This is a genomic window from Arthrobacter cheniae (assembly GCF_003602275.1).
GTDB lineage: Bacteria > Actinomycetota > Actinomycetes > Actinomycetales > Micrococcaceae > Arthrobacter_D > Arthrobacter_D cheniae.
On the sequence record NZ_QZVT01000001.1, the window covers coordinates 247588 to 267572 of the forward strand.

Annotated in this window: 20 protein-coding genes; 6 read left to right on the forward strand and 14 right to left on the reverse strand. The window is 67.9% G+C overall.

Going from position 1 to position 19985, the window contains the following annotated elements; genetic code table 11:
- Window positions 1-47: 47 nt before the first annotated feature.
- The 3 genes from D6T63_RS01240 to D6T63_RS01250 all read right to left on the reverse strand — a co-directional run bounded on the left by D6T63_RS01240 (window position 48) and on the right by D6T63_RS01250 (window position 4172).
- Window positions 48-2108 (reverse strand): PhoX family protein, encoded by a 2061-nt coding sequence (locus D6T63_RS01240; protein WP_120147202.1) that lies wholly within the window; start codon window positions 2106-2108, stop codon window positions 48-50.
- A 137-nt stretch (window positions 2109-2245) separates the two neighbouring features.
- Window positions 2246-3049: a gamma-glutamyl-gamma-aminobutyrate hydrolase family protein gene (locus D6T63_RS01245; protein ID WP_120147203.1), complete on the reverse strand. Its 804-nt coding sequence runs from the start codon at window positions 3047-3049 to the stop codon at window positions 2246-2248.
- Between the two features lie 37 nt (window positions 3050-3086).
- Window positions 3087-4172, reverse strand: coding sequence for an o-succinylbenzoate synthase (locus D6T63_RS01250; RefSeq protein ID WP_120147204.1), 1086 nt, complete (start codon window positions 4170-4172; stop codon window positions 3087-3089).
- A gap of 86 nt (window positions 4173-4258) precedes the next feature.
- Here D6T63_RS01250 and D6T63_RS01255 point away from each other — a divergent pair, with 86 nt between their 5' ends.
- The 3 genes from D6T63_RS01255 (at window position 4259) to D6T63_RS01265 (ending at window position 7020) form a co-directional block, all read left to right on the forward strand.
- Entirely contained in the window at window positions 4259-5176 is a 918-nt protein-coding gene (locus tag D6T63_RS01255) for a phosphatase PAP2 family protein (RefSeq protein WP_120147205.1), read from the forward strand.
- 105 nt (window positions 5177-5281) lie between these two features.
- A complete protein-coding gene (locus tag D6T63_RS01260) occupies window positions 5282-6430 on the forward strand; it encodes a zinc-dependent alcohol dehydrogenase (RefSeq protein WP_120147206.1) in 1149 nt (382 codons plus the stop codon).
- 8 nt (window positions 6431-6438) lie between these two features.
- A complete protein-coding gene (locus D6T63_RS01265; protein WP_120147207.1) occupies window positions 6439-7020 on the forward strand; it encodes a hypothetical protein in 582 nt (193 codons plus the stop codon).
- A 69-nt stretch (window positions 7021-7089) separates the two neighbouring features.
- Here the strand turns inward: D6T63_RS01265 and D6T63_RS01270 are convergent, their stop codons facing one another.
- From D6T63_RS01270 to D6T63_RS01290, 5 genes are all read right to left on the reverse strand, one after another.
- The gene (locus tag D6T63_RS01270; RefSeq protein ID WP_120147208.1) at window positions 7090-8328 is read right to left on the reverse strand and encodes an MFS transporter; all 1239 of its coding nucleotides are present in this window, start codon (window positions 8326-8328) and stop codon (window positions 7090-7092) included.
- A gap of 89 nt (window positions 8329-8417) precedes the next feature.
- Window positions 8418-8714: a hypothetical protein gene (locus D6T63_RS01275; RefSeq protein ID WP_120147209.1), complete on the reverse strand. Its 297-nt coding sequence runs from the start codon at window positions 8712-8714 to the stop codon at window positions 8418-8420.
- Between the two features lie 70 nt (window positions 8715-8784).
- The gene (gene crcB, locus D6T63_RS01280; protein WP_120147210.1) at window positions 8785-9165 is read right to left on the reverse strand and encodes a fluoride efflux transporter CrcB; all 381 of its coding nucleotides are present in this window, start codon (window positions 9163-9165) and stop codon (window positions 8785-8787) included.
- Window positions 9162-9629: a CrcB family protein gene (locus D6T63_RS01285; protein WP_120147211.1), complete on the reverse strand. Its 468-nt coding sequence runs from the start codon at window positions 9627-9629 to the stop codon at window positions 9162-9164. Before D6T63_RS01285 ends, crcB begins: the two co-directional genes overlap by 4 nt.
- Window positions 9619-10365, reverse strand: a complete 747-nt coding sequence (locus D6T63_RS01290; RefSeq protein ID WP_120147212.1) for a dienelactone hydrolase family protein — start codon at window positions 10363-10365, stop codon at window positions 9619-9621. Before D6T63_RS01290 ends, D6T63_RS01285 begins: the two co-directional genes overlap by 11 nt.
- A gap of 207 nt (window positions 10366-10572) precedes the next feature.
- On the opposite strand from D6T63_RS01290, the gene D6T63_RS01295 reads away from it, so the two are divergent.
- The 3 genes from D6T63_RS01295 to D6T63_RS01305 all read left to right on the forward strand — a co-directional run bounded on the left by D6T63_RS01295 (window position 10573) and on the right by D6T63_RS01305 (window position 12737).
- Window positions 10573-10878, forward strand: a complete 306-nt coding sequence (locus D6T63_RS01295) for a hypothetical protein (protein ID WP_120147213.1) — start codon at window positions 10573-10575, stop codon at window positions 10876-10878.
- A gap of 98 nt (window positions 10879-10976) precedes the next feature.
- The gene (locus tag D6T63_RS01300) at window positions 10977-11978 is read left to right on the forward strand and encodes a Rossmann-fold NAD(P)-binding domain-containing protein (RefSeq protein WP_120147563.1); all 1002 of its coding nucleotides are present in this window, start codon (window positions 10977-10979) and stop codon (window positions 11976-11978) included.
- Between the two features lie 12 nt (window positions 11979-11990).
- Window positions 11991-12737, forward strand: coding sequence for a nucleoside/nucleotide kinase family protein (locus tag D6T63_RS01305; RefSeq protein WP_120147214.1), 747 nt, complete (start codon window positions 11991-11993; stop codon window positions 12735-12737).
- A 47-nt stretch (window positions 12738-12784) separates the two neighbouring features.
- On the opposite strand, the gene D6T63_RS01310 is transcribed toward D6T63_RS01305, so the two are convergent.
- The 6 genes from D6T63_RS01310 to D6T63_RS01335 form a co-directional block, all read right to left on the reverse strand.
- Window positions 12785-13693: an aldose 1-epimerase family protein gene (locus tag D6T63_RS01310; protein ID WP_120147215.1), complete on the reverse strand. Its 909-nt coding sequence runs from the start codon at window positions 13691-13693 to the stop codon at window positions 12785-12787.
- The gene (gene arfA, locus D6T63_RS01315) at window positions 13690-15201 is read right to left on the reverse strand and encodes an arabinosylfuranosidase ArfA (protein WP_120147216.1); all 1512 of its coding nucleotides are present in this window, start codon (window positions 15199-15201) and stop codon (window positions 13690-13692) included. Before arfA ends, D6T63_RS01310 begins: the two co-directional genes overlap by 4 nt.
- Window positions 15202-15249: 48 nt before the next feature.
- Window positions 15250-16176 (reverse strand): carbohydrate ABC transporter permease, encoded by a 927-nt coding sequence (locus D6T63_RS01320; RefSeq protein ID WP_120147217.1) that lies wholly within the window; start codon window positions 16174-16176, stop codon window positions 15250-15252.
- A 3-nt stretch (window positions 16177-16179) separates the two neighbouring features.
- Complete coding sequence (locus tag D6T63_RS01325; RefSeq protein WP_120147218.1) at window positions 16180-17130, reverse strand: carbohydrate ABC transporter permease; 951 nt, start codon at window positions 17128-17130, stop codon at window positions 16180-16182.
- Between the two features lie 103 nt (window positions 17131-17233).
- Entirely contained in the window at window positions 17234-18586 is a 1353-nt protein-coding gene (locus D6T63_RS01330; RefSeq protein ID WP_120147219.1) for an ABC transporter substrate-binding protein, read from the reverse strand.
- A 283-nt stretch (window positions 18587-18869) separates the two neighbouring features.
- A complete protein-coding gene (locus D6T63_RS01335) occupies window positions 18870-19886 on the reverse strand; it encodes a LacI family DNA-binding transcriptional regulator (protein WP_120147220.1) in 1017 nt (338 codons plus the stop codon).
- Window positions 19887-19985 lie beyond the last annotated feature (99 nt).

Below are 19985 nucleotides of genomic sequence, written 5' to 3' on the forward strand. Positions count from 1 at the left end.
GGACGCACCCCCTCCCGAAGGAGGGGGTGCGTCGGTTGCAGCGCCTCCTACGCCCGGTACACCTGGACCACCGAGGGCCGCGGGAGTGCGGCTTCACCCGGCGCGGGTACGGCGCCCGTGGGCACATAGTCCGGGAAGTAGGAGAGCTGGGCCGCCCAGCTACCGTCCTCGCCCGGGTGCTGCACCGCAACGAAGACGGTTCCGTCCTGGTCGTGGATCACGGGACCGCAGGTCTCTGCGTCGCGGGGCACCGCGAGGAACTGCTGCACCCGTCCGCGCTCGGCGCCTTCGAGGCCCACCTTGAACAGTCCGTCGTTGAATCCCACCGTGCTCGGCTGGCCGTCCGTCGAGATCCAGAGGTTGCCCTGCGAATCGAAGGCCACGTTGTCCGGGCAGGAGATCGGCGAGACCTTGTCCTTGGGGTAGCCGGCGAAGTAGGTGGCCTGGTTGCGGGCGGGATCGCCGCAGACGAGGAGCAAATTCCACGTGAACCGTGTGCCGGTCGCGTCGCCGCCCGCCTCGGTCAGCTCCACGACGTGACCGTCCCGGTTCAGGGAGCGGGGGTTGGCCTCGTCGGCGGCGGCGTTCGAACCGACGCCACGGTTGGTGTTGTTGGTGCAGGCGACGTAGACCTTGCCCGTGGCAGGGTTCGGCTCGACGTCCTCGCAGCGGTCCATCTTGGTCGGCGCCACCGTGTCGGCAGCGAGGCGTGTGAAGACGGTGACCTCGGCGGCGGACATGCCCGCGACGACCGACCTGTTGTCGATCAGCAGGGGAAGCCACTCACCGACGCCGTCGAAGGCACCGTCCGAAGGCAGCGTGCCGGTACCGTCGATCTCGGCCACGGAGTTGCCCTGGAAGCGGGCGACGTACAGCGAGCCCTCGCTCAGCAGCGTCATGTTGGCCTTGCGCGCGGCAGGATCGGTGCCCGGCCGCACCTTGTTCGTCGACACGAACTTGTAGAGGTAGTCGAAGCGTTCGTCGTCGCCCATGTAGGCCACCACGCGGCCGTCAGCGGCGACGGTCACGTTCGCGCCCTCGTGCTTGAAACGGCCGAGGGCGGAATGCTTCTTCGGGGTGGAGGTCGGGTCGAGCGGATCGACCTCGACGATGTAGCCGAAGCGGTTCTTCTCGTTCTCGTAGCCGGCGTTCCGGGTGTCCCAGCGTGGCTCGTCGATCTCCCAGCCACGTGCCGTCGGGCGATTGGTGATGCCGTAGCGGCGATCGCCGGCACTGGTGCCGGTCGCCACGAAGTAGCCGTTGAAGTTCTCCTCGCCGGAGAGGATGGTGCCCCACGGTGTCGTGCCGCCGGCGCAGTTTCCGAGCGTCCCCAGGATGGTGCGACCCGCGGGATCGTCCTTGGTCTTCAGCAGGTCGGACCCCGCGGCCGGGCCCGTGACCTCGTACGGGGTGGTGGTCAGGTAACGGCGATTCAGGGGCGCTCCCTGGACGTAGGTCCACGGCTTGTTCTTGTTCTTCCGCTCGAGCTCGACGACGGACAGCCCGTGGGCGGCCTTGCCGATCCCACGCACCTCGGCGGCGGCGAGGGTCGGCGGCACCATGATGGTCTCGTTCGTGTACTCGTGATTGGCGAAGAGCACCGCGCGGCGGCCCTTGCTGCCCTCGATCTCGATGACGTCGGTGTAGTCGCAGTTGTAGCCGAACTGCAGCGCCTGCGCGGCGGCCGTCTGGTTGTTCGCATCGAAGGCGGGCGAGGTGCGGAACAGCGGATCACCCCAGCGGATCACCGGGTTCCAGTCGTAGCCCTCGGGGACGGTCATCGCGTCGACCATCGCATCGACGGGCGCGATGGGCTCGAAGGGGAGGTTGCTCTTGAGGTAGCCCTTGCCGGGAGGCGGCGCTGCCTGGGCAGAACCCGCACCCAGCTGGCTGCTGACCAGGAGCGTCAGTGCTCCGGCGGCGCCCGCGCCGAGGGCGCTGCGCCGGGAGAATTCGTTCGAGACGATGTCGCGGAAGTAGGTGTTCCTGGATGTATTGCAGACAGCGTCGGAGCACGCACTGTCGCACTTCAGCGCGCAGGTGACGGCACTGCGCTTGCCCTTGGTGTGGCCGAGCATGGGCAGCAGGCGACGCGTGGTTTCAGTCATGGGGGATGGAACCTCTCAAAAAGATGAACGGCGTTCGATCCCACCCTGCCGAGGTTCCCTGACCGCCCCGGTCCCTGCCGGTGAACGCAGGGTGAACGGCGGTCGAACACGCTCCTCCGACGCCGGAGGCCGATCCTTCAGCTCGCCGAGAGGCTCACATCCCGGAGAGCAGCGTCGACCTGGATCGGAAGGGAACGGCCCAGTTGCCGTTCCCTGGCCGCCTGGACGAAGGCGTCGAACAGGGCGGTCTCGGTGGGGCTCTGCTCGGGGTGCCACTGGACGCCGATGCAAAAACGGTTCTGCGGGAGTTCGATCGCCTCGACGACGCCGTGGGCGCTCCACGCCGACGCCTGCAGGCCGGACCCCAGCCGGTCGACGGCCTGGTGGTGGGAGACGGGCACGGCCTCGACGTGTGTGCACCCCAGTATCTGTGCGACGTGGGAGCCGGGGCGGAGGTCGACGGGAATGGGATTGAAGCGGTGGTCACCGGGCTGGTAGGTGCCCTCGCCCACGAGGTCGGGCAGGTGCTGGTGCAGCGATCCACCGAGGGCCACGTTGAGTATCTGCTCACCGCGACAGATCCCGAGGAGCGGCAGGTCGGTCCGGACGGCTTCCTGCACCACTGCGGAGTCCCAGGCGTCACGCAGCCGGTGTGGCCTGTCAGTCTCGGCATGCGGCTCGGCACCGTAGCGGGCGGGATCGACGTCCCAGCCACCGACGACGATCACGCCGTCGAGCCTGGGCAGCAACTGCTCGAGTACTCCGCCGTCGGTCCCTTGCGGCGGCAGCAGAACCGGGATGGCTCCCGCGGCTAGCACGGGCGCGAGGTAATTCTGGGGCAGGAATGCCGCCTCGATCGTTCCGCAGCCCTCTGTCACGGCGGGATCGAGGTAGGTGGTCAGGCCGACCACGGGACGCGGTAGCGAGTCCGAGATTGTCAAGGTTCTGTTCCTTTCACAAGACCATTGACGATCTAACCTAGCGCTCTCCTGTTGACCCCGTATTTCCGCTGTGTGATTTTCCCGTGTCGTTTTCCCGGCCGAACGAATCCCGCTCCACCCCGGCCAGGACGGCATGGGCCCGGCCCAGGCGGTCCAGCCACCACTGCCTCCTTGCAGGAGCGGCGGCGAAGCGCTGCAGCTTCTCCTCCGACACCGCGACGTCGCGCACGGGAAGGTGCCCGTCCTGCGCCACGAGTGGGGCATCCGCGACGTCACCGGCCATCAGGGAGACCGTTGCGAGCCCGCACGCGTAGGGCAGGTCCGGGAGGGCGGCCGCGAGCGCCACGCCCGCCCGGATACCGACGGAGGTATCGAGGGCCGAACTGACCACGGCGGGAAGCCCTGCGCGATCGATGATGTCGAGCGCCCTCCGCACGCCTCCGAGTGGTGGCGCCTTGATGACGAGGAGATCTGCCGCATCCTCCCGGGCGACGAGCAGCGGATCCTCCTGCCTCCGGACACTCTCGTCGGCAGCCACCAGGACGCTCTCCCCCCGACGTCGAAGCTCCAGCCGCACGGCGCGCAGACCCGGGATGTCCGCCACCGGCTGCTCCACGTACTGCAGGTCGAAGCGGCTGAGGGCATCGAGTGCCACGAGCGCCTCCCCCACCTCCCAGCCGCCGTTCGCATCCACCTTGATGTCGGCGTCGGGCAGGAGGCGGCGCACCTCGCCGATCCGGGCGACGTCGTCCGCGAGCGACTGGCCTTTCTCCGCCACCTTGACCTTGACCGCGCCGACCGCGCCGAAGCGGGACAGCACGCCCTCCACCGCATCCGGTCCGACGGCCGGGACCGTCGCGTTGACGGGCACCCTCGTCCGGACAGCCGACGGAAATCCGAACCAGGCCGCCTCGATCGCGGACGCGAGCCAGGGTGCGGACTCGGCGTCGTCGTACTCGAGGAAGGGGCAGAACTCGCCCCATCCCGCTGGACCGCGGACCAGGAGGGATTCGCGCTCGAGGACACCGCGGAATTTCACGCGCATGGGGATCGACACGACCCGCGCCGAGATTGCCAGCTCCTCGAGTGAAGGTATGGGCGGTGCGGGGTGGGGTGGCGTCACGCCCTCAGGCTACGTCAGCGACCGCGCCGCTCCGAGGTCCCTCGGCGGTGACGGAACTCCAAGGTTGGTGTGGAACGATTGATCCGATGGAATCGCAGCACAGCTCCACGACCACGGCACGGGCGGCACGGGCGCCGCTGGTGTTCGTGCTGGCCGCGGCGGTATGCGCTGCCGCACTCGGCTGGACCTACTGGGCCTTCGTCCAAACCACCACGGGCCAGTTCGCCGACGAGTCCGCCTGGCAGGAGGCCGGGGTCGCAGCACCGGACACGCAACTGCCCTTCCTTCGCTTCCTCGATACCCTGCCCACCATCTCGGTGGTCATCGCGGCGGCAGCCATCCTGTTCGTCGCCGTCCGGCGGCACCGGTACGGAGCCGCCGCCATCGCGGTCGCCGTCATCGTGGCGTCCAACCTGACCACGCAACTGCTGAAGAACGTGGTCTTCGACCGTCCCGACCGCGGAGTGGCGACGCTCGATTTCAATTCATTACCGTCAGGGCATACGACGCTCGCTGCTTCCGCAGCCGCCGCAGTCTTCATCATCATGACGCCGCGCTGGCGACCTTTCGCTGCCGCAGTGGGCGGCGCCTACTCCGTCCTGGCGGGCGTGGCGACCTACATCAACCTGTGGCATCGTCCGGCGGACGTGGTTGCCGCTCTCCTCGTCGTCGGCATCTGGACGCTCATCGGTGGGCTGATCATCATGCGGACCGGCAACCGCTGGAACGACTGGCAGGGGTTCGGCACGGGCTGGGCGTCCTCCCGCGGCTGGCTGGGACTCTGCTGGGCGCTGGGCCCCGGGAGCCTGGTGCTGTCCGCGGTGCTCTATTTCTCCGTCCAGGCCATCGGCCCGGCGCCGGTACCGGGCACGGCCACCCTTCCGCTCTTCTTCTGGTGGGGACTGGCGTGGATCGTCGGCGTCGGTTTCACGCTCTCCGCCGCAGCGGGCTGGCTCTTCGCGGACCAGGCCCGCCGGACCTCTGCCCGGGCGGTCGTGCCGTAACACCCGCGGAACCGGTCCGCACGCCCTTTCCGTGCTCCATCCCGTCGTTGTAGGGCCGCCCGCGCGGTGCCACGCTGGCCCTACCAGCGACGAAAGAGGCGATTGATGAAAGCCATGGTCTACCGCGGGCCCTACAAGATCCGGGTCGAGGAAAAACCGATGCCGAGGATCGAGCACCCCAACGACGCCATCATCCGGGTGACCACGGCTGCCATCTGCGGCTCGGACCTGCACCTGTATCACGGCCTCATGCCGGACACCCGTGTGGGCACCACTTTCGGCCACGAGTTCATCGGGGTCGTCGAGGAGGTGGGCCCGTCCGTCCAGAACCTCAAGCGGGGCGACCGCGTCATGGTGCCCTTCAACGTCTACTGCGGGTCCTGCTACTTCTGCGCCCGCGGCCTGTACTCGAACTGCCACAACGTCAATCCCAACGCGACGGCGGTGGGCGGCATCTACGGCTACTCCCACACCACCGGCGGGTACGACGGCGGCCAGGCGGAGTTCGTGCGTGTGCCCTTCGCCGATGTGGGACCGACCATCATCCCCGACTGGATGGACAGTGAGGACGCGGTCCTGCTCACCGATGCGCTCGCCACGGGCTACTTCGGTGCGCAACTCGGTGGCATCGTCGAGGGTGACACCGTGGTGGTCTTCGGCGCCGGCCCGGTGGGGCTCTACGCGGCGAAATCGGCCTGGCTCATGGGAGCAGGACGCGTCCTCGTCATCGACCACCTCGAGTACCGGCTCGAGAAGGCCCGCACCTTCGCCCATGCGGAGACCTTCAACTTCGGGGAGTACGACGACATCGTCGTCGAGATGAAGAGGACGACCGACTTCCTCGGGGCCGACGTCGTCATAGACGCCGTCGGCGCGGAAGCGGACGGCAACTTCCTGCAGCACGTGACCGGCACCAAGCTGAAGCTCCAGGGCGGCTCACCCATCGCGCTCAACTGGGCCATCGATGCGGTGCGCAAGGGCGGGACGGTGTCCGTCGTCGGCGCCTATGGGCCCATCTTCAGCGCCGTGAAGTTCGGGGACGCACTCAACAAGGGCCTGACGCTGCGCATGAACCAGACCCCGGTGAAGCGGCAGTGGCCCCGCCTGTTCGACCACATCAGGAACGGATACCTCAAGCCGAACGACATCGTCACGCACCGGATCCCACTCGAGGACATCGCCGAGGGTTACCACATGTTCTCGGCGAAGCTCGACAACTGCATCAAGCCGCTCATCATCGCGAACCCGAGCTAGGAGACACTATGCCGTCGACGCCCTACGTCGCCAACAAGCCCAAGGACATCCCCACGGCCGAGGCACTCCGCGCCCGGATCCCGGGATGGGGCGTGGACCTCGATCCCAAGGACCGGCCCTCCTACCCCCAGGAGGTGTTCGACCCCGCAGGAACCGGCGCGCACTGGGACTACCCCGAGGAGCAGCAGGGCGGGGAGAACCGGGAGCGCTCCATCGAGCATGGGCAGCTGACGCCGGTGTTCGGCACGAGCGTGCCCCTCAAGGGAGTCTCGGGCAGCATCCGCCGTTACGCCTACCGGTACAGCGAGGCCCGCGCAGCCCACTGGCTCCTGCTGCTGGCCGGAGATCGGGTGGACGCCTGGGGCTCCCACCTCGTCTCGATCGCGAAGCTTCGGCCGGACAACCCGATCACCGAGACGGGCGTGTTGTCCGAGGGGCGCAGGCACGGGATCGCTTCGCGATTCGGGAAGCGGCGCGTGGACGTGAACCACCAATGGCTGGATCCGATCGTCGTCGGCGGACCGTGGGTCGCGGCGACGGCCGGCGCTGTCCTGGTGGCCCGGGCGATCCGGCGTCGCGGGCGCGGCTGAGCCAGGAGGACACCCGCACCTGGCGGGGTCGCGTGCACCGCGGTGATCAGCCGTGGGTGACCACGGCGATCAGCCGCGCGCGACGGCGGATTCCGCAGAACCGGGAGCGGCGCGCGGGATCCAGTACCAGAGGACCGCCGCGCCGAGGAAGCCGAGGACCGCCGTCGCCCAGATACCCGCAGAGAGTGTGGCCAGAGCTGTCACGAGGGCGAGCAGTGCCGGACCACCCATGGTGCCGAAGTCCGTGAGCAGGCGCCAGATCCCGAGGAACTGCGGGCGGCCGGGCGACGGCGACAGATCTGCGCCGAGCGTCATGACGATGCCCGAGCCGATCCCGTTGCCGAAGCCGATGAGCAGTGCGACCAGGAGCAGTCCCACCGCGTCGCCTGTGAGGGGCAGCAGGGTCAGCGCCGTACCCATGATGAGCATGCACGGCACGGCGATCCAACGGCGGCCCTTGACGTCCATGATCTTGCCGGAGGGGTAGAAGATCAGCATGTCGATGGCACCGGACAGCCCGTAGATCAGCGCTGTCGACGAGGCGTCCAGCCCGATGCTCTCCGCCCACAGCGGCAACACTGCCTGCCGTGTGGCCCGCACGGCAGCGATCAGCAGCACGCCGATCCCGATCGTGACGAAGACGCGGGAGTGGCTGCGCATGACCGAGCGGACCGTGGGCGCCGGCGGTGGAGCCAGCGCGGCCCCGATCGGGGTCCGGGCCGCGAGTGCACCCCGACCCGGCGCCTCGAGTTCGGGCACGCGCCAGCTCAGCGCGGCAGCTGCGAGGCTCGCAACACCTCCCACCCAGTAGGCGCCGTCGAGCCCCAGCGCGCTCATGGCGAGGGCTGCCGCGAACGGCCCCATGAACACACCGATGCGGGTGACGCCGCCGAGCGTGGACAGTGCCCGCGCTCGAAAGTGCGGAGGGACGGCCTCGGTGAGGTAGCTTTGCCGCGCGAGGCCGAACACCGCACCCGCCATGCCGACCATGAATACTGCTGCGGCGAAGACAGGCAGGGTCGGTGCCGCGAGCGCGAGGAACATCGCGGCCGAGCACCAGAGCGCCGCCCCCACGAGCGCCTTCCGCTCGCCGAAGCGCGTGGCGATCAGGGTGGCCGGCACATTCGTGACGAGGGATCCGATCCCGGACAGCGTGATGACGAGGGCGGCCGTGGCGACATCCGCGCCGAGGTTGCGTGCGGTCAGGGCGATGACGGGCAGGATGGCACCTGTCGCGACCCCGTACAGCAGGGACGGGCCGTACGCTCCCACGGCGATCGCTCGCAGATCGAAGGTTTCCTTGGGCACCGTTCCACCCTAGTCCGGGACCGGGGTGACGCCCGCCAGGGTGACGTCAGCGCCGACGATCCTGCCCGTCGTGTCGATGCACCAGCTGTCTACTCGCCGCCGTCGTACCCACCGGCGTCGCCGGGTCCGAAGGAATCGGGCACGTCCGCCTGCTGACCGGCGTCGCCCGTGCCGACGTAGGACTGGGCGGAATCACCGGCGCGAAGAATTCCGGCGTCCGCGTAGTCCGGAGCGTCGTCGTCCTGGATCACGGTGGAGACCTGCCCGGGATCGAGCGGCACTCCCGGCACGTGCGGTCCGGGGATGTGTGCCGCAGACATGCCGGATTCGTCCTTCCCCGCGATCGAGACCTGCAGGGCTATCTCGGGATACTCGCTCGGCGCCATGGGATCCTCCTTCGTGCGGACCGCCGGTTCGGCCCGATGCCTTGATCGTCCCGCTTCCCCGCCCGGATGACTAGGCCACGTGGAGTCCGATCGACAGGCCCAGTGCAGCGGCGGCGAGCGTCACCACCGCCGTCCCGAAACCCGAGAGCAGTGCAGCCCCGGTGTGGCCCGCCCGGATCAGGCGCACGGTCTCGTTGCTCGCCGTACTGAAGGTCGTGTACCCGCCGAGGAATCCCGTGCCGCCGATGATCGTCCACGCGGACGGCACCGCGGCAGCGAGCACGAACCCTGTCAACAGCCCGAGCAGCAAGGAACCACTGATATTGACGGTCATGGTGCCCACCGGGACGGGACCACGGGTGCGGGAACGGATCACACCGTCCAGCAGGAAACGCGCGACGGCACCGAGTCCCCCCGCGGCACCCACCGACAGCACGACGACGAAGCTCACGGAACCGGTTCCGCTGCAGGCCCGCGACGGACCCGGCTGCCGGCTGCAATGCCTGCCGCCGTCGCCGCGAGTCCCACGAGGACGGACGACGCAAGGTAGGCGAGAGCCTCGGGTGCGCGTCCGGCGTCGATCAGGAGAGCGGAGTCGACGGCGAGCGCACTGTAGGTGGTGAAGCCGCCGAGGAAACCCGTTCCGAGGAGAAGGCGGAGGGTGCGATACCGCCCCTCGTCGGGACCCCGCCGCGCCAGCGCTTCGAGGAGCAGACCGAGGGCGAACGCGCCGATGATGTTGACGAGGAAGATGCCGAGCGGAAGACCCTCGGGCGTCGGAAGTACCTCCGCGAGCCCGAAGCGGGCGAGCGTGCCACCGGTGCCACCGATGAACACCAGGCCGAGGTCGGCGGCCCGGAGGTGCACCGGCCGGTCCCCGGCGGAGCGTCGATCGGGCTGGCGATCAGGCAACATGCAGCGCGAGGAAGTCCAGCGTGCGGGTCCAGGCGTCCTCGGCGGATGCCTGCCGGTAGGCGAACCGGTTCGAGTCGTTGAAGAAGGCGTGGCCCGCGTCGGGATAGACGACGGCGGTGAACTCGACGCCGGCGTCCCCCAATGCAGCCTCGAGCGCAGGCAGCGCCGCCATGAGTCGTTCGTCGTCCTGGCCGTAGAAGGCGAGAACAGGAGCCTGGATGCGCCCGAGTTCCTCGTCGGAGAAGGCTGCGTGCCCGTAGAAAGGAACGCAGGCCAGAAGGCGCGGCTCGTGGACGGCCAGCGAGAAGCTGTAGGTGCCACCGAAGCAGAATCCCGTGACGCCCACACGGCCCGCCACGTCCTCGTCGTCGTGCAGGAAGGAGAAGCAGGCCTGCACCCGCCCTGCGGTGATGGCACCGAATTCAGGACTCTGCAGGGGCGCCAGGAGCTCCCGGAGCTTCGGCTGGGCGAGGTTCCGCGCCTCGTCATCGGGCCCGGCGATGGCTTCGCCCAGCCCCAGCGTCTTCTCCTCGGTAATTCCTTGGTCCGCGAGAAGGTCCGGTGCGACGACGACATAGCCCTCGCGCGCGAACCGGTCCGCGACGTCGCGCGTGTGCCCGACGAGCCCCCACACTTCGTGGATCAGCACGAGGCCGCCCCTGACGGCCCCGTCGGGGCGTGCCACGTAGGCGGAGACGGTGCCGGAAGGGGTCTCGATGCCCTGGACGGTGCTCATTCGCCTAGGCTTGCATGCTTCGTGATGCGGCGCCAACACCGGCACGATCGTCAGGAAACGACTGCACGGAGGAGCCCACGTGTACCGGCACCTCCTGTCCTGGTGGGCCGACCGCGACGCGCCCTGTGCTGTCCGAGTCGGACGAGAGGCTTGCCACGGGGAGTACGATCGGTGCCATCACCATCAGTCAACGACGACGGACGTGCGATGACCACCAGGTTCCTCTCTCCACTAGGTTTCCTCAGTGCCACACTCGGGATGCTCGCGCTCCTCGCGGGCGCCCGCGGCTACCCCTTCCTCCTGATCGCGGCGGGCGGCATCCTCCTCGCGCTGTTGTGCATCCGCCCCGGCGCCTGCTCGGCCGGCGCGCACACCTCCGACGACCACACCGCCTTCTCCATGCCCTCGGTGGGGACGTGCCCGCCCGAGCGCCTGCGGGAGGCTCGCGTCCTCGCGGCGCGCGTCGTCGAGGATTCCCGCGCCTGGGAGGACGCCCACCACCGCGAGCACTGAGGGATGTTCCGCGGTCGGCCCCGCTTGCGCCACGTCGCCTCCACCGGAGGTCCCGGAGGGCGCTTCCCATGCGCGCCGCGCTCCTGTTCAGTGATCCCATGAGACGCATCCTGATCCTCGGTGGCACGGCGTGGCTCGGCCGGGAACTCGCGGCACAACTCGTGGCCGCGGGCGATGACGTCACGTGCCTCGCCCGCGGGACGGCCGGCGAACCTCCGCCAGGCGCTCGGCTGGTCGTCGCCGATCGCGACCTGGCAGGGGCGTACGACGACGTCGTCGGCGCGGACTGGGACGACGTCATCGAGATCTCGTGGAACGTCTCCCACGTCAGGGGAGCCCTCGAAGCCCTCGCCGATCGCGCGGCGCACTGGACCCTGGTGTCCTCATGTTCCGTCTATGCATCCGATACCGACCCAGGAGCGGACGAATCGGCTGCGCTGGTCGAACCCGGTGATGAGGGCGAGGAGGACTACGCGAAGGCCAAGGCGCGGTGCGAGCGGGATTCTGCCTCGGTACTCGGGAACCGCCTGCTGATCGTTCGGGCCGGCCTGATCGCAGGTCCGGGAGACGGCAGTGACCGGTTCGGGTACTGGGTCTCGCGGTGCGCACTCGCGGGAAACGAGGATGTCCTGGTGCCGACCCTCGCGGACAGGTTCGTGCAGGTCATCGACGTGAGGGACCTCGCGGCGTGGACCATCTCGGCGGGCCGCGCGGGCACTGTGGGAACCTTCAACGCGGTCGGCGACATCCACACCTTCGGTGACGTCCTTTCGCAGGCACGCTCCGTGGCCGGTCATACGGGCGACCTCGTGGAGGCTGCGCCGGAGTGGCTGGTCGACCAGGGTGTGGCCTACTGGGCCGGTGCGCGATCGCTGCCACTGTGGCTCCCCGAGGACTCCAGCGGCTTCTCGCAGCGCAGCAACACCACGTTCCGCGAGACGGGCGGCGCCCTACGGAGCCTGCGGGCCACGCTGCTGGACACGCTCGACGACGAACGGGAGCGGGGGCTCGAGCGTGAGCGACGCGCCGGGTTGACGAGGCAGGAGGAGCGCGGGCTCCTCGCACTCCTGCAGGAACCGCCTGTGGGGATCGGCAGGTGATCGGGTGACGAGGTGCGGGAGCAGGAGGGCTCGGCTCACCGCCGGAAGGGCGTCCGCACCTGTGAGCTGCCCGGAAACGGGAACAGTCGCGGCGGGGCTCCCGTTGGAAGGGGTACACCCTCTTCCCGAAAGGCGCACCCCCTGCGTATCCTGCTGACCGGCATCGACGGCTCCGGCAAAAGCACGGCAGCCCGCGACCTGACGAGTGCCGTCCTCGCGAGGGGAGGCAGCGCCATCATGCTGAAGACCCCGGCCGGCCGCAGGACCATGAACGGTTGGTGGGACGCTCTCGGCTGGGCTCCCGGCCCTCGGCTGCAGGACTTCGCCGAGACCATCGTGCGGGCGGCCAATGCCCTCCTGAACGAGGTGCGCCTGCGCGGGTTCGACGGCGTCGTGGTGCTCGACCGCGGTATCCCCTGCCAGCTGGCGCTGAGGGAAGCCCGCGGGATTCGGCGGGGCGTGTTCCTGCCGTGGCTCCAGCGCGTCCTTCCCGCTCCCGACGTCGTCGCGCACTTCGATGTGCCCATCGACGTCGCCCTCGCGCGGGTGGCGGCACGCGCCACTGATTCGGAGACGGCCTCGGGGCTCGCGGCCCTAGACGCGGGCTACCGGAGGTTGCCGGAGTTCGTGGACTTCACGCTCATCGATGCCGACCGGCCCACGGAGGTCATCGTGGCGGAGCTGGCACTGGCGCGGACGAGCCTGGTCCAGCGATCTGCCGGCGGACGCCCCACCGACGGCACCCTCGCGCAGTACTGAGCGCTGCTCGGTATCGACGCGCCAGAACCGTCTCGCAGCCGAGGTCCCTACAGTGCGCTGATGGTCCAGCCGGTGCGGTGCGTCTGTCCGGGCTCGAGCACCACGAGGTCCTCCCCGCTGTTGAAGGCCTCCGGCGGGCAGGTCATGGGCTCGACGGCGAGTCCTAGCCGCGTGTTCTCGGGTTTCTTGGGGAGATCCGCGGTGTGGATCTGCACCCACGCGCAGGTCTCGTCCCAGGTCATCGCGGTTCCCGTCCCATGGTCGGGATCGGTGACGCGGACCGTCGCCCGGCCGGATTCGTCGCGCGTGAGGCCGGTGAAGGCGTGGTCGATCTGCACGTCGCCGAGCGCGTGGGCCGTCCGGAAGTCGAACGGCGTCCCGTCGACGGACTCCTTGGCCACGGGCAACAGGCGATCGGGAGTGACGGTCAGGACGGTGGCGGCGGGGAGTTCGAGCACCCACTCGTCGAGTGGTGAGGTACCGGCGACGAGGTACGGATGCGGGCAGACCCCGTAGGGCGCTCGACGCGACCCCGTGTTCAGGGCGGTCACGTCGGTCCGGAAGCCCTCCGTGCCGACACTGAAGCGTGCGTGCAGAGCAACCGTGAAGGGGTACGCCTCCGTCGGCTCGATGGTGCACCCCAGCGTCACGGCGGAGCCGGTGTGCTCCACGAGGGTCCAGGGAATGTCGAAGACGAGTCCGTGCAGGGCCGCACCGCGTTCGGGTTCGTTGACGGCCAGCTCGTACTCCTCGCCGTCGAACGAGTAGCGGCCGTCCGCTATCCGGTTGGGCCACGGGGCTACGAAGGCACCGCGGAAGTTGGGCATCTCCTCGTCGGCACCGAAGCCGACCACGAGCGGACGTCCCTCGAAGGTGAGTTCACGGACGGCGGCACCGAGACCGAGGACGACGGCCGTGTAGCCGCCGCCCTCGATCCTGTATTCCGGGTGGTTCATGCGAGGGATACGGCCGTCCAGGACACCGGGGGCAGCGTGACGGTGACGGCGCCGCCGTCGATCGATGCCGTGGTGTTGGGCTTCATGGTCACGCGCTCGGGCTCCTCAAGAGTGTTTTTCGCATACACGTCCGTATCGTACAGCGACTGGGCATCCACACTGCTGAACCCGTTGAGCGCCGCGATGTCGATGGTCACCGTGACCTCCTCGGTCTGGGACCGGTTGACGAGGAAGACGGCGGTGGAACCGGTGGCGTCGTCGTGCGTTGCCACGGCGTCCACGAGCGGCACGACGCCGTAGGTCCCGGTCTCGTAGGTCCCGGCGTCGAGCTTGAGCTCGAGGACGGAACCCTGCGCGAGCTTCGAGGTGATGGCGAACGGGAAGAACGTGGTCTGGCGCCAGGCCGGTCCGCCGGGCTCGGTCATGATCGGGGCGATCACGTTGACGAGCTGCGCCAGCGACGCCGAGGTGACGCGGTCCGCGTGCTTGAGCAGCGAGATCATCAGGTTGCCGAACACGACGGCGTCGGCGACCGAGTAGCAGTCCTCGAGCAGGCGCGGGGCCACGGGCCAGTTGTCGAGGCCCTCGATCTTGTCGACGTTCTCGAAGCGGCTGATGTACCAGACGTTCCACTCGTCGAAGGAGATGTTGATGGTCTTCGAGCTGCCGCGGACCGCCTTCACATGGTCGGCGGTGGCGACGACGGACTCGATGAAATGGTCCATGTCGACGGCTGAGGCGAGGAAGGACCCGAGGTCGCCGTTCTTCTCCTCGTAGTAGGCATGGCAGGAGATGTAGTCGACGACGTCGTAGGTGTGCGACAGGACGACGCGTTCCCATTCCCCGAAGGTCGGCATGTGGGCGCTCGAGGAGCCGCAGGCCACGAGTTCGATGGACGGGTCGAGCTGCCGCATCGCCCGAGCCGTGATGGCAGCCAGCTTGCCGTAGTCCTCGGCGGAACGGTGGCCGAGCTGCCAGGGCCCGTCCATCTCGTTGCCCAGGCACCAGATCTTGACCTCGAACGGGTCAGGACGGCCGTTGGCCATGCGCTGGTCGGCGAGGGCCGTGCCCTTGGGCAGGTTCGAGTACTCGAGGAGATCGAGTGCCTCCGAGGTGCCACGCGTTCCGAGGTTCACGGCCAGCATGAGGTCGCTATCGACCTTCTGTAGCCACGAGGCGAACTCGTGCATGCCCACCTGGTTCGTCTCGGTGGAGTGCCAGGCGAGGTCCAGCCGGGTGGGGCGCTCCTCGCGCGGTCCGACGCTGTCCTCCCAGCGGAACCCGGAGACGAAGTTGCCACCGGGGTAGCGGATCGTCGAGACGCCCATCTCCTTCACGAGGTCGATGACGTCCTGGCGGAAGCCCTCGTCGTCGGCGCTCTGGTGGCCGGGCTCGTAGATGCCGTCGTAGACGTGGCGGCCGAGGTGTTCGACGAAGCCGCCGAAGATGTTGCGGTTGATGCGCCCGACCGTGAAGGAGGGGTCGAGGGTGAGGCGTGCGTGCTGCATCAAACTACTTTCTCTGCGTGGTGGCGTGGTGGAGGAACGGAAGGCGGGCTATTTGAGCGAGCCCAGCGACAGTCCGCCCTGCCAGTACTTCTGGAGGGAGAGGAACGCGATGATCAGCGGGATGATCGAGATGAAGGCACCCGTGGTGATCAGGTTCCACAGGGCTTCACCGCCGCTGCCGGCGTTGGAGAGTGCCTGCCAGCCGTTGAGGCCCACCGTGACGGGGAGCAGCAGCGGGTCACTGAGGACGGCGAGCGGGAGGAAGAAGTTGTTCCAGGTCCCGACGACGGAGAGCAGGAGCACCGTGACGATAGCCGGGCGGAGCAGTGGCAGGGCGATCTGGAAGAAGGTGCGGATCTCTCCCGCGCCGTCGATCCGTGCGGCGTCGAGGAGTTCGTCGGGCACTGCCTCCTGGGCGAAGACCCTCATGAGGTAGACGCCGAACGGGCTCAGCAGTGAGGGCAGGATGACGGCCCAGATGGTGTTGACGAGCCCGACCGAGCTCAGGAGGACGAAGGTCGGGATGACGAGCGCCGTCAGGGGCACCATGACCGCCCCGAGCAGGATGCCGAAGAAGGCGGCCCGTCCGCGGAAGTTGTACTTCGCGAAGCCGTAGCCGGCGAGGACCGCCAGGATGGTGGCGCCGACGCCCCCGGAAATGGCGTAGAGGAACGAGTTGCCGAGCCAGCGCCAGTAGATGCCGTCCTGGCGCTCGAACAGGCCCTGGAGGTTGCTGAAGAAGTGGAATTCGTTGTCGAACCACAGGGGCCCGCCGGAGCCGCCGAAGAGTCCCGCGGTGTCCTTGGTGCTGGCGACCGTCAGCCACCAGAGAGGCGTGATGAAGTAGATGACGAGGATCAGCAGGAAGATGTGCGAGCCGATGCGGGGGCCGCCGTTGCGAGCCCGGTTCCGTGCTGCGGAGCCGCGGGCCTTCCGGCCGTCCTGCCGCTGTGGGGTGTCTGTAACGAGTGCCATGGCTTATTTCAGTCCGCTCTGCTTGCGGGTCAGGAAGAGGAAGATGAAGGAGAAGACGAACACGACGATGCCGAGCGCGAAGGAGATGGCGGAGGCGTAGTTGAACTGGCTGTAGGAGAAAGCCAGCGAGAAGGCGTACATGTTCGGTGTGTACGACGTAGGGATGGCTCCCTGCGCCACTCCCCTCAGGACCTGCGGTTCGGTGAAGAACTGGAGAGTGCCGATCAGGGCGAAGATCACCACCATGACCAGGGAGGACGAGATCATCGGGACCTTGATGCGCAGGGCGATCTGCCGGTCGGAGGCGCCGTCGAGCACGGCCGCCTCGTAGATCCCGGGGTCGATGCCCCTCAGGGCGGCGTAGATGATGATCATGTAGTAGCCGGCCCACTGCCAGGTGACGATGTTCACCAGGCTGCCGAAGATGTTGTCCTGTGCCAGGAATTCCGGTGCAGCCAGTCCGAAGATGCCGAAGATGGAACTGGCCGGACCGAACCGTGGGCTGTAGAGGAAGCCCCACATCAGGGCGCCGATGACGACGGGGATCGCGTAGGGGATGAAGATCATGAGACGCGAGAACTTCGAGGCCCAGGTGGCCAGGTTGTCGAGGACGAGGGCCGCGACGAGAGCCACGAGCATCTGGGCCGGGATCATGATCAGGGCGAACTTCGCCACCGTGCCGAGGCCCTGGAGGAAGATCGGATCCGAGAACGCCTTGATGTAGTTGTCTGCGCCGACGAATTTGTTGCCCGTCGCGAGAGTGCTGGTGAACAGACTCATCCGGAAGGCGAAGACCAGCGGAAGAATGAGGAAGGTCAGGAAGATGAGGGCGAAGGGCGCCACGAACAGCCACCCCCAGCGCTGCTTGCGCCGGTAGTTCCTGTCCGGGCGGTGCTTGACCTGGTTGGGTGCCTCGGCGGGGTGTGACGACGTCGGCGCGGTGGTCGTGGCCATGGTGGTCTTTCCTCGAGCTATGGGAAGGATGTGCGGTGGACGGACTCCATCGGGAGCGGAGGGAAGGTGCCCGCCACGCAAGCGGGCACCTTCCGACGGCGGTCTACTTCAGGGTGAAGCCCTGCTCGGTCGCGTACTGCTCCAGCGATACCTGGAGGTCGTCGAGCGCCTTGCCGGCGTCCTTCTCGCCCTGCACCATCGCGTAGAGCTGCTCGGTGAGCTGGTCGTAGGCGTAGTTCTGGAACGGGCTGAACGTCGCGCCCTCGTAGCCTGCAGCAGCGTCGAGGAACACATCCTTGTTGATCTGCTGTCCGCCGAAGAACTCGTACTCCTTGTCGGCGAACTCCGGGGAGTCGAGGACCGGGGCGTAGGACGGGAAGAGTGCTCCCTTGTCCACTCCGAGGTTCATGCCCTCCTCGTTACCGAAGATGCCCATGGCGACCTTCGCTGCGAGTTCCTTGTCCTTCGCCTGCTCCGTGACGGCGAAGGTGGAGCCGCCCCAGTTCACCTGGACGGGGTTGGCTGCATCCCACTGCGGCAGCGGTGCCGCACGCCAGACGGCGGTCGGATCGGCGTCGGACAGGCCCTGCAGGTATCCGGGGCCCCAGGCCGCCGCAAGGTAGACGGCGTAGGAGCCGTCGACGAGCTTGGTGTTGTAGTCGGCCGTGAAGGCGTCATCGGTAGCGACGAGGCCGTCCTTCACAAGGCCGTCCCAGTACTCGAGGACCTGCTTGGCGCCCTCGTCGTTCACCTTGATGCCGATCTCCTGCGGATTCGCGGAGTCGTACTCGAACGGAACGGAACCTGCCTGGGCGAAGAGCGCCTGGTTGAAGGCGCGTCCGTTGGTCGGGAAGTCGCCGATGACAGCGCCGCCGCCGGACTCCTTCAGCTTCCGGGCCGCTGCCTCGAACTCTTCCCAGGTGGTCGGCACCTGGATGCCGGCCGCGTCGAAGAGGTCCTGGCGGTAGAGCATGCCCATAGGTCCGCCGTCGACCGGGATCGCGTAGACGGCGTCGCCGCTGCTCGCATCCTCCCAAGCGCCCTCGGCGTAGTCCGCCTTGACGTCATTGGCACCGAACTCCGTGAGGTCCACGAGGGCATCGCGGATGGTGAAGCTGGAGAGGACCTCGGATTCGAGCTGGATGACGTCGGGGGCGCCGGAGCCGGACTCGATGGAGGTGGAGAACTTCGTGTACTCGTCGTTGCCCTGGCCCGCGTTGGTCCAGCAGATCTGGACGTCGTCGTTGGCGTTGTTGAACTGGTCGACGACCTCGTTGAACGCCGGGTACCAGGCCCAGACCGTGACCTGGGGTGCTTCGGCGTTCACGATGGTGTTGGTGCAGGACGCCTCTTCCGAGCCGCCTCCCCCGCCGCTTCCGCTGCCTCCGGAGCAGCCGGTCAGTGCTACGGCAGTGGCGGCGACGATGCCGGCTGTTGCCAGGAACTTGGCTTTCATATCTCTTGCTTCCTCTCGCGGTGGGCTTCCACCGTGGTCCGCCGGGGCGGTCTGTCCAGGTGCTGCAGGGAGGAGGATCGCCAGGCACAAGGTATTGTGTCCACTCGAATCTTCCTTGATCCGGGGCCGTCCTCCTGCAGGTCCGCCTTGCCAGGCAAGGCTCTCCACAAGTGCCGGTTCCGTCGTTTACATCGTTGTAGGTAAACGATGTAGAAGAAGCATGCAGAGTGAGGCGGGTCACTGTCAAGCAGCCCCGGCAGAATCCGGCGCGCATGACGGTCCGTTACCCCGGCAGGGCGGAGGACTCCCGTTCGATGACCTGGAAATGTGCCTCGAACTCCCGCGGCGGCACATCGCTGTCCGGTCCGGAGATCCGCTCCTGAAGGACGCGGACAGCGGTGTCGGCGATCTCGTCCCTGCCCGGGGCGATCGTGGACAGTGTGGGCAGGGAGTACCGCCCCTCGTCGAGGTCGTCGAAGCCGATGACGGCGACGTCGTCCGGGATGCGGCGCCCGGCTTCCTGCAGCACGCGCATGGCGCCGAGGGCCAACGTGTCGTTCATCCCGAACATGGCGTCGAACTCCACACCGGACTCGAGCAGCGCCTTCATGGTCGTGGCCCCGTTGGCCCGGTGCCAGAAAGTCGTATACCCCACGAGCGAGGGGTCGAACGGAATGCCGGCCTCCTCGAGCGCCTGCTGGTAGCCGCGCAGACGGAGCCCGGCGGAACCGATCACTTCGCCCTCGTGCCCTCCCACGACGGCGATGCGGCGCCGCCCCTTCGAGATCAGGTGCGCCGTGGCAGCCCTGGCGGACTCCACGTTGCTCATGGTCACGTGGTCCGTGGGGCCGCCGAAGATCCTCTCCCCGAGCAGGACCAGCGGGAAGTTGACGTTCAGGTGGTGCGCGTCCTCGTTGGACATCCCGAGCGGACTGAACAGCAGTCCGTCGGTCATCTGGAGCCGCGGACTGGACAGGATCTCCAGCTCATGGGCGCGGTCGCCCCCGGTCTGCTCGATGAGCACCTTGAGCCCGCGCCGCTCGGCTGCCTTGATGATCGAGTCCGCCAGCTCGGCGAAGTAGCTCAGGGAGAGTTCCGGGACAGCGAGACCGATCACGCCGGTCTTGCCCGAGCGCAGGCTGCGTGCAGAGAGGTTGGGGCTGTACCCGAGTTCCGAGATGGCTTCCATGACCCGCTGCTTGGTATCCGCGCGGATGTGCTGGTAGTCGTTGATGACGTTGGAAACTGTCTTGATCGAGACGCCGGCTGCCAGCGCAACGTCCTTCAGTGTGGCCGCCATACCGCTCCCTCGATCCAAACGGTGATGCCCTGTACGTCACGCGTGAGGCGAGTCTACAACGTTGTAGGATGAGCGGAACATCATCGCACGGGTACCGCA

Excerpts from the sequence above, each read along its gene's own strand:
- D6T63_RS01240 (WP_120147202.1), bottom strand. The coding sequence starts at position 2,108 with ATGACTGAAACCACGCGTCGCCTGCTGCCCATGCTCGGCCACACCAAG.
- D6T63_RS01255 (WP_120147205.1), top strand. The coding sequence starts at position 4,259 with ATGGAATCGCAGCACAGCTCCACGACCACGGCACGGGCGGCACGGGCG.
- D6T63_RS01260 (WP_120147206.1), top strand. The coding sequence starts at position 5,282 with ATGAAAGCCATGGTCTACCGCGGGCCCTACAAGATCCGGGTCGAGGAA.
- D6T63_RS01265 (WP_120147207.1), top strand. The coding sequence starts at position 6,439 with ATGCCGTCGACGCCCTACGTCGCCAACAAGCCCAAGGACATCCCCACG.
- D6T63_RS01275 (WP_120147209.1), bottom strand. The coding sequence starts at position 8,714 with ATGGCGCCGAGCGAGTATCCCGAGATAGCCCTGCAGGTCTCGATCGCG.
- D6T63_RS01285 (WP_120147211.1), bottom strand. The coding sequence starts at position 9,629 with ATGTTGCCTGATCGCCAGCCCGATCGACGCTCCGCCGGGGACCGGCCG.
- D6T63_RS01290 (WP_120147212.1), bottom strand. The coding sequence starts at position 10,365 with ATGAGCACCGTCCAGGGCATCGAGACCCCTTCCGGCACCGTCTCCGCC.
- D6T63_RS01295 (WP_120147213.1), top strand. The coding sequence starts at position 10,573 with ATGACCACCAGGTTCCTCTCTCCACTAGGTTTCCTCAGTGCCACACTC.
- D6T63_RS01300 (WP_120147563.1), top strand. The coding sequence starts at position 10,977 with ATGAGACGCATCCTGATCCTCGGTGGCACGGCGTGGCTCGGCCGGGAA.
- D6T63_RS01310 (WP_120147215.1), bottom strand. The coding sequence starts at position 13,693 with ATGAACCACCCGGAATACAGGATCGAGGGCGGCGGCTACACGGCCGTC.
- arfA (WP_120147216.1), bottom strand. The coding sequence starts at position 15,201 with ATGCAGCACGCACGCCTCACCCTCGACCCCTCCTTCACGGTCGGGCGC.
- D6T63_RS01320 (WP_120147217.1), bottom strand. The coding sequence starts at position 16,176 with ATGGCACTCGTTACAGACACCCCACAGCGGCAGGACGGCCGGAAGGCC.
- D6T63_RS01325 (WP_120147218.1), bottom strand. The coding sequence starts at position 17,130 with ATGGCCACGACCACCGCGCCGACGTCGTCACACCCCGCCGAGGCACCC.
- D6T63_RS01330 (WP_120147219.1), bottom strand. The coding sequence starts at position 18,586 with ATGAAAGCCAAGTTCCTGGCAACAGCCGGCATCGTCGCCGCCACTGCC.
- D6T63_RS01335 (WP_120147220.1), bottom strand. The coding sequence starts at position 19,886 with ATGGCGGCCACACTGAAGGACGTTGCGCTGGCAGCCGGCGTCTCGATC.